At 63.4% G+C, this 19,775-nt stretch carries 20 protein-coding genes, 3 tRNA genes and 1 other RNA gene; 12 read left to right on the top strand and 12 right to left on the bottom strand.

The genetic code is table 11. The features are described from left to right. Positions 1–49 precede the first annotated feature (49 nt). Complete coding sequence (gene sodX / locus SynRS9907_RS04280; RefSeq protein ID WP_188021930.1) at positions 50–382, top strand: nickel-type superoxide dismutase maturation protease; 333 nt, start codon at positions 50–52, stop codon at positions 380–382. On the opposite strand, the gene SynRS9907_RS04275 is transcribed toward sodX, so the two are convergent. The 6 genes from SynRS9907_RS04275 to SynRS9907_RS04250 form a co-directional block, all read right to left on the bottom strand. Then, positions 365–1,033, bottom strand: a complete 669-nt coding sequence (locus SynRS9907_RS04275; protein WP_186495707.1) for a hydantoin utilization protein A — start codon at positions 1,031–1,033, stop codon at positions 365–367. The two genes, sodX and SynRS9907_RS04275, sit on opposite strands and share 18 nt — an antisense overlap. A 53-nt stretch (positions 1,034–1,086) precedes the next feature. Next, positions 1,087–1,974 (bottom strand): indole-3-glycerol phosphate synthase TrpC, encoded by an 888-nt coding sequence (gene trpC / locus SynRS9907_RS04270; RefSeq protein ID WP_188021929.1) that lies wholly within the window; start codon positions 1,972–1,974, stop codon positions 1,087–1,089. A 39-nt stretch (positions 1,975–2,013) separates the two neighbouring features. Beyond that, positions 2,014–3,456 (bottom strand): dihydrolipoyl dehydrogenase, encoded by a 1,443-nt coding sequence (lpdA, locus tag SynRS9907_RS04265; protein ID WP_188021928.1) that lies wholly within the window; start codon positions 3,454–3,456, stop codon positions 2,014–2,016. Further along, positions 3,453–4,286, bottom strand: coding sequence for an RNA methyltransferase (locus SynRS9907_RS04260; protein ID WP_188022357.1), 834 nt, complete (start codon positions 4,284–4,286; stop codon positions 3,453–3,455). The genes lpdA and SynRS9907_RS04260 overlap by 4 nt, the downstream gene beginning before the upstream one ends. Before the next feature lie 26 nt (positions 4,287–4,312). Then, positions 4,313–4,561: a hypothetical protein gene (locus SynRS9907_RS04255; protein WP_188021927.1), complete on the bottom strand. Its 249-nt coding sequence runs from the start codon at positions 4,559–4,561 to the stop codon at positions 4,313–4,315. 32 nt (positions 4,562–4,593) lie between these two features. Then, positions 4,594–4,677, bottom strand: a tRNA-Leu gene (locus tag SynRS9907_RS04250). Positions 4,678–4,826: 149 nt separating this feature from the next. Here SynRS9907_RS04250 and murA point away from each other — a divergent pair. From murA to SynRS9907_RS04225, 5 genes are all read left to right on the top strand, one after another. After that, positions 4,827–6,128, top strand: coding sequence for a UDP-N-acetylglucosamine 1-carboxyvinyltransferase (gene murA, locus SynRS9907_RS04245; protein WP_188021926.1), 1,302 nt, complete (start codon positions 4,827–4,829; stop codon positions 6,126–6,128). A gap of 33 nt (positions 6,129–6,161) precedes the next feature. After that, positions 6,162–6,244 (top strand) — tRNA-Leu (locus tag SynRS9907_RS04240). 13 nt (positions 6,245–6,257) lie between these two features. After that, complete coding sequence (locus tag SynRS9907_RS04235; protein WP_188021925.1) at positions 6,258–7,439, top strand: aspartate aminotransferase family protein; 1,182 nt, start codon at positions 6,258–6,260, stop codon at positions 7,437–7,439. Then, positions 7,440–8,654 carry a folylpolyglutamate synthase/dihydrofolate synthase family protein gene (locus SynRS9907_RS04230; protein WP_188021924.1) on the top strand — a complete coding sequence of 405 codons (1,215 nt, stop codon included), beginning with the start codon at positions 7,440–7,442 and terminating at the stop codon, positions 8,652–8,654. Positions 8,655–8,722: 68 nt separating this feature from the next. After that, entirely contained in the window at positions 8,723–9,196 is a 474-nt protein-coding gene (locus tag SynRS9907_RS04225) for a pentapeptide repeat-containing protein (protein WP_255445985.1), read from the top strand. 3 nt (positions 9,197–9,199) lie between these two features. Here SynRS9907_RS04225 and SynRS9907_RS04220 read toward each other — a convergent pair whose 3' ends face one another. Genes SynRS9907_RS04220 through SynRS9907_RS04210 form a run of 3 tightly spaced genes read right to left on the bottom strand, consistent with a single transcriptional unit; the run spans position 9,200 to position 12,234 of the window. Beyond that, entirely contained in the window at positions 9,200–10,549 is a 1,350-nt protein-coding gene (locus SynRS9907_RS04220) for an FAD-binding oxidoreductase (protein ID WP_188021922.1), read from the bottom strand. Between the two features lie 18 nt (positions 10,550–10,567). After that, positions 10,568–11,845: an amidohydrolase family protein gene (locus SynRS9907_RS04215; protein WP_188021921.1), complete on the bottom strand. Its 1,278-nt coding sequence runs from the start codon at positions 11,843–11,845 to the stop codon at positions 10,568–10,570. Continuing rightward, positions 11,845–12,234, bottom strand: coding sequence for a DUF4359 domain-containing protein (locus SynRS9907_RS04210; protein WP_188022356.1), 390 nt, complete (start codon positions 12,232–12,234; stop codon positions 11,845–11,847). The genes SynRS9907_RS04215 and SynRS9907_RS04210 overlap by 1 nt, the downstream gene beginning before the upstream one ends. 84 nt (positions 12,235–12,318) lie before the next feature. Here SynRS9907_RS04210 and SynRS9907_RS04205 point away from each other — a divergent pair. Continuing rightward, positions 12,319–12,391 (top strand) — tRNA-His (locus SynRS9907_RS04205). A 3-nt stretch (positions 12,392–12,394) separates the two neighbouring features. Here SynRS9907_RS04205 and SynRS9907_RS04200 read toward each other — a convergent pair. Continuing rightward, positions 12,395–13,477 (bottom strand): DUF1611 domain-containing protein, encoded by a 1,083-nt coding sequence (locus SynRS9907_RS04200; protein WP_188021920.1) that lies wholly within the window; start codon positions 13,475–13,477, stop codon positions 12,395–12,397. After that, positions 13,477–14,565: a dipeptide epimerase gene (locus SynRS9907_RS04195; RefSeq protein ID WP_188022355.1), complete on the bottom strand. Its 1,089-nt coding sequence runs from the start codon at positions 14,563–14,565 to the stop codon at positions 13,477–13,479. The genes SynRS9907_RS04200 and SynRS9907_RS04195 overlap by 1 nt, the downstream gene beginning before the upstream one ends. 74 nt (positions 14,566–14,639) lie before the next feature. Between SynRS9907_RS04195 and miaB the strand changes: the two genes are divergently transcribed. From miaB to ftsZ, 5 genes are all read left to right on the top strand, one after another. After that, positions 14,640–16,034, top strand: a complete 1,395-nt coding sequence (gene miaB, locus SynRS9907_RS04190) for a tRNA (N6-isopentenyl adenosine(37)-C2)-methylthiotransferase MiaB (RefSeq protein ID WP_188021919.1) — start codon at positions 14,640–14,642, stop codon at positions 16,032–16,034. Between the two features lie 51 nt (positions 16,035–16,085). Next, positions 16,086–17,138 (top strand): D-alanine--D-alanine ligase family protein, encoded by a 1,053-nt coding sequence (locus SynRS9907_RS04185; RefSeq protein WP_188021918.1) that lies wholly within the window; start codon positions 16,086–16,088, stop codon positions 17,136–17,138. A gap of 23 nt (positions 17,139–17,161) precedes the next feature. Then, the gene (locus tag SynRS9907_RS04180; RefSeq protein WP_188021917.1) at positions 17,162–17,572 is read left to right on the top strand and encodes a hypothetical protein; all 411 of its coding nucleotides are present in this window, start codon (positions 17,162–17,164) and stop codon (positions 17,570–17,572) included. Next, the gene (locus tag SynRS9907_RS04175) at positions 17,560–18,405 is read left to right on the top strand and encodes a cell division protein FtsQ/DivIB (RefSeq protein ID WP_255445984.1); all 846 of its coding nucleotides are present in this window, start codon (positions 17,560–17,562) and stop codon (positions 18,403–18,405) included. The genes SynRS9907_RS04180 and SynRS9907_RS04175 overlap by 13 nt, the downstream gene beginning before the upstream one ends. A gap of 117 nt (positions 18,406–18,522) precedes the next feature. Next, complete coding sequence (ftsZ, locus tag SynRS9907_RS04170) at positions 18,523–19,632, top strand: cell division protein FtsZ (RefSeq protein ID WP_188021916.1); 1,110 nt, start codon at positions 18,523–18,525, stop codon at positions 19,630–19,632. A 40-nt stretch (positions 19,633–19,672) separates the two neighbouring features. On the opposite strand, the gene ffs is transcribed toward ftsZ, so the two are convergent. Further along, an RNA gene (gene ffs, locus SynRS9907_RS04165) (signal recognition particle sRNA small type) lies at positions 19,673–19,770 on the bottom strand. Positions 19,771–19,775 lie beyond the last annotated feature (5 nt).

Below are 19,775 nucleotides of genomic sequence, written 5' to 3'. Positions count from 1 at the left end.
TTCAAACAGAATCCATCCCCCCATCGCAGCAGCAGGTCTTCGCGACCTGTTGCTGCTTTTTTGTGGGCGACGTCTGCTGCTGCGCATCGAAGGACGATCGATGCAACCCACCCTTGAACCGGGAGACCGGGTTTTGGTCAGACGGCTTGGACAGAAGGCCGCACCCAGCCTGGGATCCGTGGTCGTGACCTGGCATCCCCAGCGAAGCGAGCTGCGCCTGATCAAGCGCCTCAGCCGAGTGGACACCACAGGGCTTTGGTTGCTGGGAGACAACCCCGCTGAAAGCACCGACAGTCGCCAACTCGGAGCGGTGCCAGCCAACCTGTTGATTGGTGAGGTGGTGGGCCGGCTCCAGCTCGGGGAATCAGAACAGAGCCGGTGAGGTCTTCTGCAGCCAGATGGCCCCGGTGATGATTGAGAGAGCACCCGTACCGCCCACGAGGAAGGGCATCAGACGGGCACCGCTGCGGAGGGTGAGAAACGAGACCACCGACACAACGGCCACCATGGCGCCGATGGATCCAAGCAAGTAGGCCACGAGGTAGCCCACAGCGGCATGGGGAGGCAGGGCCAAAGCAGGGATCACAGCCAGCAGGTGACTGGCCCCCGCCAGTCCATGCAACAAGCCCAGGCCCGAGGAGGCATGGACGTGGCGACGGTGGTTGCTGGCGCCGCGCACATGCAGATGTAGATGACGATGCTCTGCGGCACCGTCGTGGCGGTGCTCATGGGTGTGCAGTTCCAGCCCGAACGCCGTGCGCACGGCCAGGGCACCCACCACCAGCAGGGCCACACCTACCAAAAATTCCGCCCAAGACGACATGGCCTCCACGTGGGCCAGGTCTTTCAGACCAATGGCGATCAACGCCAGAACCACAACTCCGGTGGAATGACCAGCACCCCAAGCCAGGGCATGTCGAAAGGCGGCCCATGGCTTGCTCAGGGAGAAGGGCGCCATTGCCACCAGGTGATCAGCACCACCCACCACATGAACGGCCCCGGCTGCAACACCGGTCAAAACGCTAATCAGCACAAAGAACCGCCTGAATGTCGCAATTCTGCATCAGCAGTGAAAGAGGAACGGCCTTAACCGGGCTGGATCAACTGCACCAGACCAGCTTCAACATCCGTCTGCCGCATCAGGGCTTCCCCCACCAGCACAGCCCCGGCACCGGCGGCCTGCACACGGTCGAGATCGGCCCGACTGAACAGACCCGATTCACTCACCAGCAGCACCCCCTGTTGGTTCAACCGGTCGTTGAAGTCGACCAGCAGCCGTTCGGTCGTGGCCAGATCCGTCTCGAAGCTGGTGAGATCACGGTTGTTGATTCCAATCAGGGGGAAGTCACCAATGTTCAGCACACGGTCCATTTCGGTGGCGTCGTGAACCTCCACCAACACGGTGAGGCCCAGAGCCGCCGCAGCCTTGTTGAGATAACGAAGATCCTGATCCGAAAGGATGGCAGCAATCAGCAGCACCGCGTCAGCCCCAGCCGCCCTGGCCTGGAACAGCTGATAGGGGCTCAACACAAACTCCTTGCAGAGCAGAGGCAGGTCTACGGCCTGACGCACCTGCACCAGGACATCAAAGCCACCCTGGAAGAAGGTTTTATCGGTGAGCACCGAGAGGCAACTTGCACCGCCAGCGGCATAGGCCTTGGCGATCGCTACCGGATCGAAATCCTCACGGATCACCCCTTTGCTAGGGCTCGCTTTTTTCACCTCAGCGATCACCGCAGGTTTCGTGGCGGCCGCCTGAAGCGCCCCCAGGAAATCCTTGGTGGGGGGAAGCTTGGCAATCTGCTGCTTCAGGTTGTCGAGGGGAACCTTGTCGCGGGCGGCATCGATCTCACGATCTTTTTCCCAGACAATCTTCTCGAGGATGTGACGCGGTTCCTCGTCGTCGTGGGGCACCGCATATTCGAGATGGGCCACCCGCACCTTGGGGTTGGGGGGACGACGTCGGATCTCCATGGAAGAGGGAAAAGACTGGAACGAAAAAGTGGGACGGGATCAGGCCGCCAGCTGGGCGGCTGCTTGCTTGTAAGCGACCTCCACCACCTCGCTGAGGGTCGGGTGGGTGTGCACTTCGGTGGCGAGCTGACGCACGCTCTGGCGCCGGGCAACGGCATTGGCCACCTCCTGGATAAGGTCGGCGGCGTGAAGTCCATAGATGTGGGCGCCAAGCACTTCACCACTGGTTTTGTTGAACAGCAGCTTCATCAGGCCATCGCTATCCAGCTCAGCCAGAGCTTTGGAATTGGCCTTGAAGTAGCTGCGAACGGAACCAAGCTGGAAGCCATCCTTCTCCGCCAAAGCTTTGGCATCCGCCTCGGTCAGGCCAACAGAGCTGATCTCGGGATGGGTGAAGGTGGCTGCCGGAATGCTGCGGTAATCGATCTCGCGCCCATTGCCAAGGATGTTGTCCACCGCAACGGTGCCTTGGGCAGCAGCCGTGTGGGCCAGCATCAGCTTGCCGGTCACGTCGCCGACGGCCCAGAGATGGGGAACAGGTTGGCCATTCACCAGAACGCGCATGGCGTCGTCGATCGGAACGAAGCCACGGTTCGTCTCCACATTGAGTGACTCGAGGTTGAGGCCCTTGCTGCTGGGAACACGCCCGGTGGCCACCAGAACGGCATCCACCTCCAGGGTCTCCACCAGTTCACGGCTGTTGAAATCAGCCAGTTCGATCTGCACGGGACAGCCCGGGGTGACCTTGCGGGCCAGCAGACCGGAACGCGCATCGATATCGCGACCATCAATCAGATGACGCCCAGCGATCTTGGCGATGTCGGGATCAAAGGTGGGCATCACCTTGTCCATGGCCTCGATCATCGTCACCTCGCAACCGAGGGCGGTGTACACATCAGCGAATTCAAGGCCGATGTAACCGCTGCCGATGATGGCGATCCAACGGGGCAGCCATTCCAGGTTGATGGCTTCGTCGCTGGTGAACACCGTGCGGCCATCGGTTTCGATGCCTGGCGGCACAAAGGGATCAGACCCCGTGGCGATGATCACGTCCTTGGCGGTCAGCACCCTGTCCACCCCGCTGGGCTCCCGCAGCCCCACCTTCTGGCTGCCCTCCAGACGGCCGTGGCCTCGGAGGATCGTCACCCCTGCCCGCTCAAGGGTTTTGGTGAGGTTGGTGCGAATGGTCTGAACCAGCTGATTGGCGTGATCAGCGATCTTCTGCCGCTCGAACCGCACAGGAGCAGCATGAATTCCAAAGCTCGCGAGGTGCTTGTCGTCCGCCAGTTCCCGCACTTTTCCACTGGCAGCCAGCAGCGCCTTGGAGGGAACACAGCCCCTGTTCACACAGGTGCCACCCATATCTCGGGATTCAACGATCGCCGTCTTCAGGCCGTGTTCGGCGGCATGTTTGGCAGCGTCGAAGCCGCCGTAGCCGGCTCCAATAACAATGACGTCGAAGTCGAAGCTGGCGTCGCTCACCCGAACTGCTGCGATGTGGCGGTCATTGTCGCTCTTCGCCGCTCCAGAAGGAGAGGAACAGCTGCAGACGCCACATTCAGGGATTCCACCCGTGCGCTGTGGGGGAGCGTGACGGCATGGGTGCAGCAGGCTTGCAGGTCCGGATGCAGACCTGCACCCTCGGTTCCCAGCACCAGCGCCGTCGGCAGCGTCCAGTCGAGATCCCAGTAGGGAACAGGGGGGTCAGCCTTGGTCGCATCGGGCACAAGGGTGGCCACCACCTGCACACCCAAGGCCACCAGGTGCTTCAGTTCCTGCTGAAGCTGTGAAATCGCCATCGCTTCGCTCGGGCCAAAGCGTTGATGCGGCAGCTGAAGCAGAGCACCGGCAGAGGCCCGCAACACCTTCGTGCCGAGGGGATCAACACCAGCTCCCATCCAGACCGCGTTGACGTCAGCCGCCAGGGCTGTGCGCAGCAATGTGCCCAGATTTCCAGGATCCTGAATCCGATCCAGCACAAGGAGAAAATCCAGCTCTGAAGGGACAGTGGGCAGTCGATCCAGGGGGCTCAGGCAGGCAACACCATCGGGTGTGACTGTTGTGAGCGCAGCCCGCAACACCTCATCGGTGACGATCCGCCATCGCGCCTGAGAACAACGTGCAGCCAGGGCCGAATGACCTTGCAACCAGGCTTCGGTCGCGATGATTTCCTCGGGCGCGTTGCCCTGCCTGAGAACTTCCTGCAACAGGTGGGTGCCCTCAAGAAGCAACAGCCCCTCGGCCTCTCGCCCCGCACGGGTGGCCAGGGTTCTCAGCCGTTTGACCAGGGGATTGCGTCGGCTGCTGATCAGGGGAGAGGAGGAATCCAGGGAACGACTCAGAACGCTGCGTGTTTGCGCACGTTCAAGCCTTTGTGGACGCTCAGATTTTCGCCTTCCAACTCAAGGCCGTTGATGGCTGCGATCTCCCCCTTGATTCCCTCCGCCGCAAGGTTTTCGATCATCTTTTTGATCACTTGATCCTCAACGGTGGTGTGATCGATGGAATCAGGAGTGAGCAGCTCAAGGAACTTGCCAACCTTGGAAGCAACAACTTCCGAAGCATTGGAGATCTTGAGAACGATCATGGTTGTCGAGAGCTGCTACCCGACAAAGTTAGTGCGGATGGGGAGACTTGAACTCCCACGATGTTGCCACCACTAGTACCTGAAACTAGCGCGTCTACCAATTCCGCCACATCCGCTGGCGTGTCGTGTTCGACCGGATGAACATAGGGCATCGCCGATCCGTGGCTGCCCCTGCCCCGTAACAAACTGTCCAGTTTGGACGCCGGCCGTCTAGACGGTCTCAAAGACTGTTGCCAAAATCCGGACATAGGGGATCAGCTCATCGATGATGGCCGTTGCAGAAGCGTCTCAGGAGAGTCTCAAGCAACGCCTCAACGTCAGCGGCGGACACGCCTTGAAGGGAACGCTTCGCGTCAGCGGCGCGAAGAACTCCGCCCTGGTGCTGATGACAGCCAGCCTCCTGAGTGAGGAGACCATTGAGCTGACCAACATTCCCTCCCTGACAGACATCGATGGCATGAGCGCCATCCTTGAAGCTCTGGGGGTTCAGGTCGACAGGCAGTCGGACTGCATTCGCCTCACAGCCGCCGAGCTCAGTGGCTCGGCCCCTCCCTACGAGCTGGTCAACAGCCTTCGCGCCAGTTTTTTCAGTATTGGCCCCCTGCTCGGACGCCTGGGACACGCGCGGGTCCCCCTTCCAGGGGGTTGCCGCATCGGGGCTCGTCCCGTTGTCGAACACATCCGCGGTCTGAAAGCCCTCGGCGCCGTCGTCAACGTGGAGCACGGAATTGTCACGGCCTCAGTACCCGGCAGCAAAAAACGCCTGACAGGCGCTCAGATCGTGCTCGACTGCCCCAGCGTTGGCGCCACCGAAACCATTCTGATGGCAGCGGTGCTGGCCGATGGGGTCTCCACCATCGAAAACGCTGCTCAGGAACCTGAAGTGCAGGACCTGGCCAACCTGCTCAACAGCATGGGCGCCCAGGTGAGCGGCGCTGGCGGCCCGGTGATCACCGTTCAAGGGGTGGAGCGGCTCCGTGGTTGCACCAACTATCCGGTGATCCCGGATCGCATCGAAGCCGGAACGTTCCTGATGGCGGCCGCCATCACGCGCTCACCACTGGTGGTGGAGCCCGTGATTCCCGAGCATCTCAGCGCTGTGATCCAAAAGCTTCGCGATTGCGGCTGCTCCATCGAGATCAAGGGGAGAGCCGTGACGATCACCCCCGGCGAGATCACGGCCGTGGACATCACCACCCAACCGTTTCCCGGGTTTCCAACCGATCTTCAGGCACCGTTCATGGCCCTGATGTGCACCGCGAAGGGCACCAGCGTGATCAGCGAGAAGATCTATGAAAACCGGCTGCAACATGTGGCCGAGCTGCAGCGCATGGGGGCATCGATTCGGCTCAAGGGCAGCACAGCCATCATTGAAGGCGTGGCTCAGCTGAGCGCGGCGCCCGTCACCGGCACCGACCTCCGTGCAGCCGCTGCCATGGTGCTGGCTGGCCTCTCCGCCAAAGGAATCACCGAAGTGGCTGGTCTGAAGCACCTTGATCGGGGCTACGACGACCTCGAAGCCAAGCTCAGCGCTGCTGGCGCTGAGGTGAAGCGCAACATCCTCTGAAGAGGGGCCCTTCAATCAATACAATCCCTGTGCGGGAGCCTGGCGGAATTGGTAGACGCAGCTGACTCAAAATCAGCCGGCCACTGGTCTTGGGGGTTCAAGTCCCCCGGCTCCCATCCCTCCGCCGTCATGAACACCTACGGCCGTTTCCCTTTGGCTCTGGCCAAGGGAAAGGGCTGCTGGGTCAAGGACACCCAAGGGCGGCGCTACCTGGATGCTGTTGCTGGCATTGCCACCTGCACCCTGGGCCACAGCGACAGGGCCATGCAGCGGGCTCTGCGCAAGCAGCTGGGACGGCTCCAGCATGTGTCCAATCTCTATCGGATTCCGGAACAGGAAGAGCTGGCCAGCTGGCTGGTGCGCAACAGCTGTGCCGACAGCGTCTTCTTCTGCAATTCCGGCGCCGAAGCCAATGAGGCCGCGATCAAGCTGGCGCGCAAGCACGGCCATCAACGGCGCGGCATCGAACAGCCGGTGATCCTCACGGCAGCAGCCAGCTTCCATGGCCGCACGCTCGCGGCGGTCACCGCCACCGGTCAACCCAAGTACCACAAGGGTTTTGAGCCCATGGTGACCGGGTTTGATTATTTCCCCTACAACGATCTGAAGGCCCTCGAAGCCCTGATCCACCGCTACGAACAGTCCGGTCCCTCGATCGCGGCCGTTCTGGTTGAACCCCTGCAAGGAGAGGGTGGCGTCAACCCTGGAGACCGCGCTTTCTTCTCACGCCTGCGCGAGATCTGCACGGAGCGGAACATCCTGCTGATCCTTGATGAGGTTCAGGTGGGCATGGGGCGGAGTGGCCGCCTCTGGGGTTATGAGCAACTGGGGATCACCCCTGACGCCTTCACCCTGGCCAAGGGCCTGGGCGGTGGTCATGCCATTGGTGCCCTGCTGGTGAACGCGTCAGCTGATGTGTTTGAACCCGGCGACCATGCCAGCACCTTCGGCGGCAATCCCTTTGCCTGCCGGGCGGGGTTGACGGTGGCCACCGAAATCGAACGACGGGATCTGCTGACCAACGTCACAGCCCGAGGCGAACAACTGCGCGACGGGCTCCAGGAGCTTGTGAACTGTTTCCCCGAGCACCTGCAAGGCGTGCGGGGCTGGGGCCTGCTGCAGGGCATCGTGATCCGGGAGGGCAGCAGTTGGACGGCCCCCGCACTGGCGAAATCCGCCATCGACCACGGTCTGCTGCTGGTGGCGGCCGGCCCCTCGGTGCTGCGCATGGTGCCCCCACTGACCATCAACAAGCGCGAGGTGCGCGAGCTGCTGCGCCGTCTTGCGGCGACCCTCTCCACTCTCAGCTGAGTGGACGATCTGTCTGATCTGATCCCACGCTTCGACCTGCGTGGCATGGATCTGCAGTTGGATCGCATGGATGCGGCCCTGCACGAGCTCAACCATCCCTGTCGGACGATTCCCGCGATTCAGGTGCTGGGCACCAACGGGAAGGGATCCATCGTCAGCTTTCTGGAATCAGCCCTCTGTGCCGCCGGCCTCCGCTGCGGGGTCACCACCTCCCCTCACCTGGTGAGCTGGTGCGAACGCATCCGGATCAAGGGGACCCCCATTGCGGTTGAAACCCTGCGCAGCCGGTTGCAGGCGCTCCAGCCGCTGAGCGAACGGCATCGGCTCACCCCGTTTGAACTGCTGGTGACCGCCGCCCTGTTGGAGTTCCACCGGCACGCCTGCGAGCTGCTGGTGCTGGAAGTGGGGCTGGGGGGACGGCTTGATGCCACCACGGCCCATCCCTGCCGTCCTGTGGTGGCCGTCGCCAGCATTGGGTTGGACCACTGCGAGCACCTGGGCCACAGCCTCACCGCCATCGCAACCGAAAAAGCGGCAGCGATCCCGCCTCAGGCGACAGTGATCAGTGGCGCCCAAGCCCCTGAAGTGCAGGAGGTTCTGGAAACAACCTGCCGCACTCAGCAGGCCACGCTCCACTGGGTGAAGCCGCTGAATTCCAGCTGGCAACTGGGCTTGCCCGGCGCCATTCAGCGCAGCAACGCCGCTGTAGCCCTCGGTGCCTTGCAAGCCCTCTCGGGCCTGGGCTGGTCGTTACCTGAAGCGGTGATTCAGGAGGGCTTCGCCACAGCCCACTGGCCCGGTCGCCTGCAAACCGTGCATTGGGGCGTCCACACGCTTCGCCTCGATGGAGCCCACAATCCACCGGCCGCAGTGCAGCTGGCCGAAGAACGCAGCCAGTGGAGTGGTGCCCGCAACGGTGTTGTTTGGATCCTGGCGATTCAAGCCCATAAGGACGCTGTCGCCATGCTCCAGACGCTGCTGCAGCCCCAGGACCAGGCCTGGATCATTCCGGTGCCGAGCCACAGGAGCTGGAGTCGTTCGGCCCTCCTCCAGGCACTGCCCCAACTCGAGCACCAGCTGCAGGAGGCCGACGGCCTCGAAAGCGTGCTGCACCAGCTCAGCAGCAATGGATGGCCGACACCGATGCCGATTGTTGCCGGATCGCTGTATCTGATCGGTGACCTGTTCGCTCGCGGCGTTGTAACGGCAGAGTGAGCACAGCTTGGGCGTCAACTGTGCTGCGAATCTCCCGGTTGCTGGGCCTTCTCCTGCCCCTCCTGCTCATGGCAACGCCGGTCCCGGCCCTGGACACCTCAGCTGGGGTGGGACTGCAGGATCGTGCCCTGTTCCAGGAAAAGGTGGACTACACGCTCACCAACCAGAGCGACGGCGACTTCGAGGGGCAGAACCTGGCCAACACATCCTTCGCCGGTGCCGTGGGCCGCGGAGCGAATTTCCGAGGCGCCAACCTGCATGGCGCGATCCTCACCCAAGGGGCCTTCGCCGAAGCTGATTTCCAGGGAGCTGACCTCTCCGACGCCCTGATGGATCGCGCCGACTTCGTCGCCACCGATCTACGCAATGCTGTGCTGACGGGGATCATTGCCTCGGGCAGCAGCTTCAGCAACGCTCAGATCGAGGGGGCCGATTTCACGGATGCCCTGCTCGATCGTGATGATCAACGCCGGCTGTGCAGCGAGGCCGATGGCATCAACCCCAGCACCGGAGTTTCCACCTTCGACAGCTTGGGCTGCTGATCCTCAGGAGCGCTCCTCCCAACCTCGAAGCTTGCCGGGATTCAGCAGGCCCTCGGGATCAAAGCGCTGCTTGGCCGCCACTTGATCGGCATCGATGACGCCAAGGCCGCCGTCTTCCACCGTGATCACGTGGGGGTTGAACAACACGGCACCCGCGGCCCTGCAGTCGTCCATCACACGGTTCAGCTGATCTGCCCCCTGCCAACGCACCAGCGGTAGAGCCGCCAGCCGAGGACAGCCCTGCTGACGCACAAGCTCGAGATGCCAGAGCAGGGCATAACCCCAGCGCTGCTTCAAGGCCGCCATCGCTGGGGCCTCCGGTTGCGGCAACAACATCTGCAGGTAGGTCCATCCCGGCTCTGAAGCCCGCACATGCAGGGTGGTGTGGTTCCAGCTCAGCTCGCGCAAGCCATTGCCCCCGGAGAGATCCTCAGGGCCGAGATCCCGCAGGATGGCGCCAGCTGACTGCGCCATCCGTTGCAGGCTGTTGAGCCCATCGGGGGCAACGAGCAACAGCAGCCGGTGCGCCGAGACGACAGGACCACCCCAGCTGGGCATCCGGGGCAACAGCGGCTGTTCCAGCAGGCTCGCCAAATGGAGATCCAAGGCCGAGGCAGCGATCCGTTGCATCAGCTCAATCGCCTGCTCCCAGTGCTCGCAGTCCACGCTCACCTGGTGCCAGTTGACCGCTGGAGCTGTGGCCAGGCTGAGGGCCGTGATGATGCCGTTGGTGCCGTAGGCGTGATTCAAAGCCTCCGCATCCATCTCGCCGAGTTGATGGCGCCGGGCATCGGGGCGTAGCGGCACGATCTCCAACCCGAGCAGATGGCCTGGATCCCGCAGGAAGCCCCAGCGCAGGGAACCGATGCCCCCAGAGCCCCCTGCCACAAAGCCGCCAATGGTGGCGCTGCGCCAGGTGCTGGGCATCAAGCGCAGCTGGCGTCCATGGCGGCGCAACTCCTGATCCAGATCGCGCATCACACAGCCCGGTTCCACGGTCACCACCCCGGTGATCGGATCAATCGAGCGGATCTGCCGCAGGGCCGTGGTGAGCATCACCACGCCGCCCTGCAGAGGCACACACTGGCCGTAGTTCCCTGTCCCAGAGCCGCGCAGGGTTAAGGGAACCTGGTGCTCGGCGCAGGCCGAAGCCAGCCGTTCAACGGCATCCACCGTGCGCGGACGCACCACCAACTCAGCACGGCAGGCCTCCAGCCGCGGCGTCAGCACGGGGGAGTACTCAAAGGCGTCCCGGGAATGGCGCTGCAGCTCCCCCGGTTCATCCAACAACTCCAGTTCCGGATCAACGCTGAGGGCTTGCCGCAGGGCAATCAAGGCTTCGGCGCGACCCATGGCGTGGCGGAACACTGGTCAGGGTCTAGCGCCTGGCGACGACTGCCAGTGGCCGTCCACGAGAACCTGACGCTGCGGAGCAGAACGAATCAGGTCCGACCATCCCTGGCCCTCCATGCTGATCAGATCGGCAGGAGCGCCGGCCCGCAGCACCCCATCCCATTCCAGTTGAAGAATGGCCGGCGGTGCCGTGGTGAAAGGGGCCAGGCCCAGACGCTGCCAGGGCAACAACTGAGTCAACGGCATCGATGCAGCCAGCAGGGCCAAGGGGTCGAAGTCGCCTCCCGGGAACCAGGGGTCGGCCACATTGTCACCCGCCACCGCCACCGGAACACCGGAACGTTGCAACTGACGGATCGGGGCCTGCGGACGCTGAAGGGGGGTGGCATCGTCCGCCCGTGCGAGCAACCAGGCATTGGTCAGGGGCAGGGCAATCACACTGAGCTGCGCTGCTGCCATGCGCTCTGCCAACCGCGCCAGAGATGACGCCGACAGAAGGGAAAGACTGCTGGCATGGCTGCAGGTGACGGGAACCTGCACCGGCACGCGCTGCAGGGCCTTCAACAGCTGAACGATGCCCTGCGCCGCACCGTGATCCGCCTCATCGATGTGCAGATCGACGCCGCAGTTGTGGCGATCAGCCAGGCGCAACAACACCTCCAACTGCTCCGTGACCACGGCCGATCCACAAGGAGGTGTCAGAACACCACCAAGGCAGCCGCCACTGGCGGCCACACGACGCGCCAGAGCATCCGCTTCAGCTGAACACCAGAATTCCAAGGGCACCAGCGCCACCAGTTGCAAGTCGATGCGGCGGCGCCAGCGCTGCTGCAGGGTGAGCAAGGCATCCCAGCTGGGTTCAGCGCCAGGGCCACCACTGTCCACATGGCTGCGCATGGCCCGCAGCCCATGGGCGAATGCTCTCTCCATGGCGCGTTCTCCGCGTTGAAGCACGCAGGCCAAGGTTCGGGAGCTGTGCTCCCGCAGGTTGGCCTTCAGGGCACCCCCGTAGCTGCCGCTGAGGTTGGGATGCTCCTGCCAGGTGTAGGCCTTGTCCAGATGGACATGGCAGTCGACCAAGCGCGGCAACACCGTTCGAGATGGTGGCACGCGTTCGGCAGACAGGGGCTGGGGCTCCCGCAGACGCCCCTGCTCCCAGGCCAGGCGCACGGGCGTCAGCCCTTGCTTCTCGACGTCAGGCAGGGGCGTTGCAGGGGCGAAATCCAGCAGTCCCAGGGGTGCCCAGGCCTCAAGGGCACCACTCCCCGGCTGGGCCTTAAGCGACGGGGCGACCATCACCGCTCAGCTCCGTTGCTGGCATCGGTGCTGAGAACCACGAAACGACCAGCCACACCAAGGCTGAGCACTTCAAACCCAGGCAGGTGCAGACCGGGCAGCACCTCCTTCCTTTCCATCCGAGTGGAATACAAACTCGCCACAAACAAGTTGCGGCGGGTGGTGAACTGACCCGCCAGCGCCCCCAGTGCATCCCGCTGGGAGGCAATCAGTTCAGGGCAATTGCGAATCCAGAGACGCAGGACCATCGGCAGGGTCGGATCGTCGCACAGTTCCTTGGTGCCCAACTGGACCAGCTGATCACCGGCGTGAGCTTGGTAGTCCTCCAACGACGGGTTGGACACCACCAGCGAGAGCACCCCGACCGCTGCAATCCCCCCCGCCAACATCGCTAGAGCAGACCGACCTTGCGGACGCGATGAAGGGGACACCAGGCAGGCTGCAGCTCGTGTTGGTAGATTCTCACGGACGCGGCGGGCGTCGCCAAGTGGTTAAGGCAGCGGCTTGTGGCGCCGCTATTCGGGGGTTCGAATCCCCTCGCTCGCCCTTTCAACAACTCAACAAACCCCTGAGAAGCGGTTCTGCTCCCCAGCGGATCGGATCCGTGCAGGGCAGACCCAGCGTCTGGCGGATGCGCTCCACCTCGTCTCGAGCCTGAGCCTCATCAAGGCGGGCGGTGTTGAGGGCGACAGCGGCCACCTTGGCTGGCTCAGCAGCCCCATCAGGCCGCGCCCAGCTCGCCAGGGATTCTGTGGTGGCCACCAAGGCCTCAAGGCTTGGAAGCGGGATCTGAGGCAGCCGATCGATGGTCTGCTGTGCTGCCCGATGCACGAGCAACAGGGCCGTCGGCTGCGTGCCCCGCAACAGGGGCAACGTGGCCGTGGAGGCCGGATGGCAGAGCGATCCCTGACCCTCCACCAGCACAAGACCCTGCTCCGGCAGAGCCGCCGCCGCGCGAAGCACCGCCGCCTCCACCGCACCGGCGGCGTAATCGACGCGCACAGCATCCAGGGCGACCCCTTCTCCGCTGATCAGAATTCCGGCCTGCCCTGTGCCCACAAAGCGCGCGGGGATCCCGGAGCGCTGGGCTGCCTCCAGGAGAGACAGGCATGCGCTCATCTTGCCGACAGCCATATCGGTGCCAATGGCCAGAAGGCGCCGGCAGGGAAGCTCTGCGGCGCGTGCCTGGCCAACGTTGAGGCCTTCCGGCTCCCGGCGCAGATCCCAGATCCAACGGTCGCGCCAGCAGGCGTCTGCCAGTTCGGGATCATCGGCCAGGCGGGTGTGGAGTCCGCTGGCGAGATGAAGGCCTGCGCGCAACGCCGCCAAGGCGTCGTGGCGAACAGGATCAGGCAGCCGCCCCCCCGAAGGAGCCAGGCCCACCACAGCAACCTCAGGCGCGTAGGGCAGAGCCGCAGACAAGTCCGCCACCACCGGCACATCACGCTGGATGCCGGTGACGCGTTGCAGAGACTGGCCCGCATGGTTGGGATCGATCACCGCGACGATCGGTCCAGCACGGTGTCGGAGCATGGCCAGACCGGTCTTGCCGGTGAGGCTGGCCAAACCGCCGTGTTGGAGCAGCACCAACCGCATCTCCCGAAATCCCGACGGCGCTTGAATCCCGCTCATCACGCTGCTGTGCCTCCTGCCTGGCGGATCCCCAATCCAGCCATCGCCGAAGGCCGCAGACGATCGTCCTGCAACTCAAGGCCAACAAAGGGGTCATCCACCAAGTTGAGATGGCTGTCGAGATCCGGCCAACGAATCAGAGGCAAGATCTGGGCCGCTGCACCGTTCAACAACGAACTGTCGGAGTAGCAACCCACCATCAGGTCCAGCCCCTTCTTCTGTGCCACTTGGGCCATTAACAAGGCCTGACTGAGCCCCCCGGTCTTGAGCAGCTTGAGATTCACGCCATCCACCACTGGGGCCAGACGCAGCAGATCCTCCAGATCCCAGCAACTTTCATCCGCCACCAAGGCCATCGGACAGTGCGGGTGCAGCGCCGCGAATCCCGCTGTGTCCTGCGTGGGATCCAGATCTGGAGCCAGAGGCTGCTCCAGCAGCACCACCTGGTGTGCGGCCAGGGGCTCCAGCATTTGCCTGGCCTGATTCACAGTCCATCCGCCATTGGCATCCACCTGCAGTTCGATGGCCACACCCTGCCGCTGGGATCGATCCGTGATGGCCTGAGCCACCGCCCCCAACAGGTTGAGGTCGTGGTCCAAGCCGTCGGGGCTGCCCAGCTTGAGCTTCACCCGCGTCGCCGGCAGCTGCGTCCACCAGCGTTCGAGACGATCCAACACGGCATCCACAGAAGCCAGTCCCAAGGTGACGCTGGTGGCCACACCCTCGGTTGGGTCCAATCCCCAGAGCCGCCACAGCGGATGGCCGAGCCGTTGCCCATGCCAGTCCCACAAGGCCAGGTCGATGGCACAACGGGCCGGGGGACTCAGGGATGCAAGCAGGGGCTCAAACCGTTGCGGACGGTGGGGATCCAGAGCTTCCAGTTGCGGCAAAAGCCCCAGCAGTTCCTGTTCCACAGCCTCAAGGGCAAAGGCTCGGTGGCCGGTCTCAAATCCCCCGGTCTCGCCTCGGCCCACCAGCCCATCACGTTCCAACCTGAGCTCCAACCGCACCACGGCAGCGGTGGTGCCCCGGCTGATCGTGAGGGGCACGGCCTTGGTGAGCGAAAACCGTGTGAGGGCCCAGCCCATCGCCATCCGGCTGTCAATCTCCAAACTGACACAACACCGCTGTGACTCACACTGAGAAGGCTTGAGCCAGAGATTTGGTCGCCTCCGCCCCCCTCGCCACTGACGCCACCGCCAACCCCCAGCGCGGCAGCTACTGGATCACCACGTTCGGCTGCCAGATGAACAAGGCGGACTCCGAACGGATGGCGGGAATCCTGGAGGCCATGGGCTATCGGGAGGCGTCAGCCGAACTGGATGCCGATCTGGTGCTCTACAACACCTGCACCATCCGGGACAACGCCGAGCAGAAGGTTTACAGCTACCTCGGCAGACAGGCCCAGAGGAAACGCAGCAACCCCAACCTCACCCTGGTGGTGGCGGGCTGCGTTGCTCAGCAGGAGGGCGAGTCCCTGCTCCGGCGGGTGCCGGAGCTGGATCTGGTGATGGGACCGCAACACGCCAATCGGCTTGAAACCCTTCTGCTGCAGGTGGACAGCGGTCAGCAGGTGGTCGCCACCGAAGACCACCACATCCTTGAAGACATCACCACGGCCCGCCGGGACAGCAGCATCTGTGGCTGGGTGAACGTGATCTACGGCTGCAACGAACGTTGCACTTACTGCGTGGTGCCCTCCGTGCGCGGCAAGGAACAATCACGGCTGCCCCAGGCGATCAAGCTGGAAATGGAGGGTCTTGCCGCCCAGGGCTACAAGGAAATCACTCTGCTCGGCCAGAACATTGATGCCTATGGACGGGATCTGCCGGGCATCACGCTGGAGGGTCGCCGCCAACACACCCTCACGGATCTGCTCCATCACGTCCACGACGTGGAGGGCATTGAACGGATCCGTTTTGCCACCAGCCATCCGCGCTACTTCACCGAGCGGCTGATCGATGCCTGTGCCGACCTGCCCAAGCTCTGCGAACACTTCCACATTCCGTTTCAGAGCGGGGACAACGACGTGTTGCAGGCCATGGCCCGGGGCTACACCGTTGAGCGCTACCGGAGGATCATCGACCGCATCCGTGAGCGCATGCCCGATGCCTCCCTCAGTGCCGATGTGATCGTTGCCTTCCCCGGAGAGACGGATGCGCAGTACCGCCGCACCCTCGATCTGATCGAGGAGATTGGCTTCGATCAGGTGAACACAGCGGCCTATTCACCCCGGCCCAATACCCCTGCAGCCCATTGGCACAACCAGCTGCCGGAGGAGGTGAAGGTGGAACGCCTGCGCGAAATCAATGCCCTGGTGGAACGCTGCGCCCGCAAGGCCAATGCCCGCTACGAGGGGCGCACGGAAGAAGTGCTGGCGGAGGGCATCAACCCCAAGGACCCATCGCAGCTGATGGGGCGTACCCGCACCAATCGCCTGACCTTCTTCAGCTCCACCGGAGCGGATGGTCGTGCCTACGAAGCGGGCGATCTCGTGCCGGTGCGCATCGATGCGGTGCGCTCCTTTTCACTCAGCGGAAGCCCCCTGCCCCACTGAGCACAACGCTGATACCTTTGGCGCTCCCACCGCTCAGGGGTCGCCGCATTCATGCCGTCCAGTCCCATCACGGTCGGGCTCGTCTTTGGAGGCCGCTCTGGAGAGCACGACGTGTCGATCCGATCTGCGGCGACCGTCGTGCGAGGCCTGCGCAGCGGGCAGAACCGAGAGCGATACACGGTGCAGCCGATCTACATCGACCGTGATGGTCGCTGGTGGGGAACAGATCTATCCGAGGCAACCCTGGCCTCCGAAACCGCACCGGAGCTCAACCCACCTCTGCCCCCATCAGGATTCCAGGGGTTCCCGGAGGGATGTGATGCGGTCGACCTCTGGTACCCGGTGCTGCATGGTCCCAATGGAGAAGACGGCACCATTCAGGGGTTGTTCCAGCTGACCGGCAAACCGTTCGTTGGTGCCGGCGTGCTCGGCTCAGCCGTCAGCATGGACAAGCAGGCGATGAAATCTGCTTTCGCCAGCGCCGGCCTATCCCAGGTGCCCTATGTGGCCCTTCACGCGTCCGAACTCGAGAACGCGATCAGCCGATCGGCCCTCATGGATCGGATTGAACGCGAACTGAACTACCCCTGCTTTGTGAAGCCCGCCAATCTCGGCTCCTCGGTGGGCATCAGCAAGGTGCGTTCCCGCCAAGAACTGGAAGCAGGCCTCAATCAGGCTGCAGCGCTCGATCCAAGGCTGGTGGTGGAGCAGGGCGTCAACGCCCGAGAGGTGGAATGCGCCGTCCTGGGGGGACGCATGCTCGAAGCGTCGGTGATCGGTGAGGTTCGTTTTGATGCGGACTGGTACGACTACGAGACGAAATACACCGCAGGGCGCAGCACCACGTTGATTCCCGCTCCACTACCCGATGAAGTGGCTGACCGCATCCGCGCCCAGGCCCTGCAGGCTTGCGCTGCCGTGGGCGTCAACGGCATGGGTCGGGTGGATTTCTTCTACGACGACGCCAACGACCAGCTCTGGATCAACGAAATCAACACCCTGCCTGGTTTCACGGCCCAGAGCATGTTCCCGATGCTCTGGGCGGCCAGCGGCGTAACACTCGAACAGTTGGTGCACAAACTGATCCAAACCGCAGGAGAATGAACGCAGCGTCCTTCGCCTAACCCATGAGCCACGGACTGCTCTGGTTTCCTCTGCTGCTGGCCTTTGTGCTGCTGGCGTCGCTCGGATGGCTGGAACGGCGGCGCCAAAACCTCTTTCGCACCTGGGCCGAAGGCTCCGAACTCGCCAAGCTCGATGGTTGTGGTGGTGCCCGTCTGAAAGACGGTGAACTGCACTGGAGCAGCTTCGAAGCTGGAAGTTTTCAGGATCAGGGCTCGTTTGACGTCTGCAAACTCGAGCTTGTGGAACTGATGTCGCTGGCGTCCGGTGATGCGCCCCTCACCGACGAATCCCAGGGGCGTTGTCGGCTGCGCCTCATCGGGAAAAATTTGCAGATGGATGTGCCCTTTTCTGATGCCGACCGCGCGCGCAGCTGGGGTGAGCAGCTGATGGCACGGGCCCGATGCGACCTGTGAGCCGGGTCTCGACCAACAACAAATCCTCCCAACGGCCGGTTTCCGCGCAGGTCGCCCGGCGCCGGGACTTGCGCCGGCAGCGCCGCCAGACCCTGTTGCTTCAGCTCTGGCGCTTTGTGGCCTTGCTGCTGCTCAGTGGAGGATTCAGCTGGATCTTGCTGCGCCATGGCTGGACGCTGCGGAGCCCTGAGGCAGTCATCCTGACCGGAGGTGCTGCCCTTGAGAGCAATCAGGTGATCGAGGCGGCCAAGCTTCGCTTTCCCTCACCCCTGCTGGAGGTCAGTCCGAGGGAGCTGGAACAACAGCTGGTCGGGGTCTTGCCGGTTCACAGCGCTCACGTGCAGCGCCGGATGTTCCCCGCTCGCCTCGTCATCAGCCTGAAGCCGGAGATTCCCATCGCACGCGCTGAGCGTCGGGGACCCGCTGGACGGGAACGGGGGCTGCTCAACGCCGCAGGTGAATGGATTCCCTTGAGCGACGCCGTAGCAGATCCGCTCACGGAGATCATGGTGCGCGGCTGGAATAGCCCGCAACGCGGTCAGGTCGCTGCGCTGCTGCAACAACGGAATCGCTTCGCCGGGATGCTGAAAGCCATCGTGCTTGATCCCGACGGCAACATCAGTCTGATCACCACCGAGCTGGGCCGGATTGATCTCGGTGGCGAACCGGCCCTCTTAAACACCCAGATCGAAACGATCCTCCATCTGAACAAGACGTTGCCAAAGCACCTGCGCGGGGCCCATCACAGCAGCCTTGATCTCAGCAATCCGGACCGCCCGGAACTGCAACTGCCGGCGCCACCCGCCCCCAAGCAGCCCAAAACTGAACCCTGAAACCAACAGGTGGAAAATCTGGAGACCACAACCTCAGCTCCTGGTTTGTGATCTGTTGAAGCCGAGACAAGGCTTCAGGGACATAATGCAACGCAACCACACGGTTCTGCCTCGACGATGGAGATGGTGAGCGGCTCAGGGTCTTTCACGGCAGCGGGTATCCAGCCCAGCCAGTCCGCCCGCATCGAGGTCATCGGCGTTGGAGGTGGCGGCAGCAATGCCGTCAACCGCATGATCCTCAGCGACCTTGAAGGGGTTGGATACCGCGTTCTCAACACCGATGCCCAGGCCCTGATCCAGTCGCAGGCCCAGCAACGGCTGCAGTTGGGGCAGACCCTGACCCGCGGACTAGGTGCCGGCGGCAACCCCACCATCGGCCAGAAGGCAGCTGAGGAATCCCGCACGGATCTGCACGATGCACTGCAGGGCTCCGATCTGGTGTTCATTGCCGCTGGCATGGGCGGTGGAACGGGGACTGGTGCAGCACCAGTGGTGGCCGAAGTCGCCCGTGAAGTCGGTGCTCTCACCGTGGGCATCGTGACCAAGCCGTTCAGCTTCGAGGGCCGTCGTCGCATGCGTCAGGCCGACGAAGGCATCGCTCGGTTGGCGGAACACGTGGACACCCTGATCGTGATCCCCAACGACCGCCTGCGTGATGCCATCGGCGGAGCTCCCCTTCAGGAAGCCTTCCGGAGTGCGGACGACGTCCTGCGCATGGGCGTCAAAGGCATCAGCGACATCATCACCTGCCCGGGCCTGGTGAACGTTGACTTTGCTGACGTTCGCTCCGTGATGACCGAAGCAGGCACGGCGCTGCTGGGCATTGGCATCGGTTCCGGTCGCTCAAGAGCGGTGGAGGCTGCCCAGGCTGCGATCGCCAGCCCACTCCTGGAAACCGAGCGCATCGATGGCGCCAAAGGCTGTGTGATCAACATCAGTGGTGGCAAGGACATGACCCTCGAGGACATGACCACTGCTTCCGAGGTGATCTACGACGTTGTCGATCCTGAAGCCAACATCATCGTGGGCGCTGTGGTGGATGAGGCCCTCGAAGGGGAGATCCACGTGACGGTGATCGCTACAGGCTTCGAGAACAAGCAGCCGTACCGCAGCGAGCGCAGCCGCTCCGTGCCCGGAATGCTGAATCGTGGGGAGCCCGAAGAGAACGGCGCCCGCATTCCTGAGTTCCTGCGTCGCCGTCAGCAACAGGACAATGGCACGTTGTGATGCCCCCGTCAGGCCCACGGTCTGACGGCTCATTTGAATGTGGTGACCCGGAACCCACGCCTGCCCTGAGCATCCCGTGTGGCTGCTCCCTTCCGGTCCTGACCAGATTTGGGCGTCAGAGCCGCATGGGCCCGAATCGGCTG

The organism is Synechococcus sp. RS9907 (assembly GCF_014279615.1).
Classification (GTDB): Bacteria; Cyanobacteriota; Cyanobacteriia; order PCC-6307; family Cyanobiaceae; genus Parasynechococcus.
The sequence above is the reverse complement of the archived record's forward strand: the minus strand, read 5'-3'. Positions and strand labels throughout refer to the sequence as shown.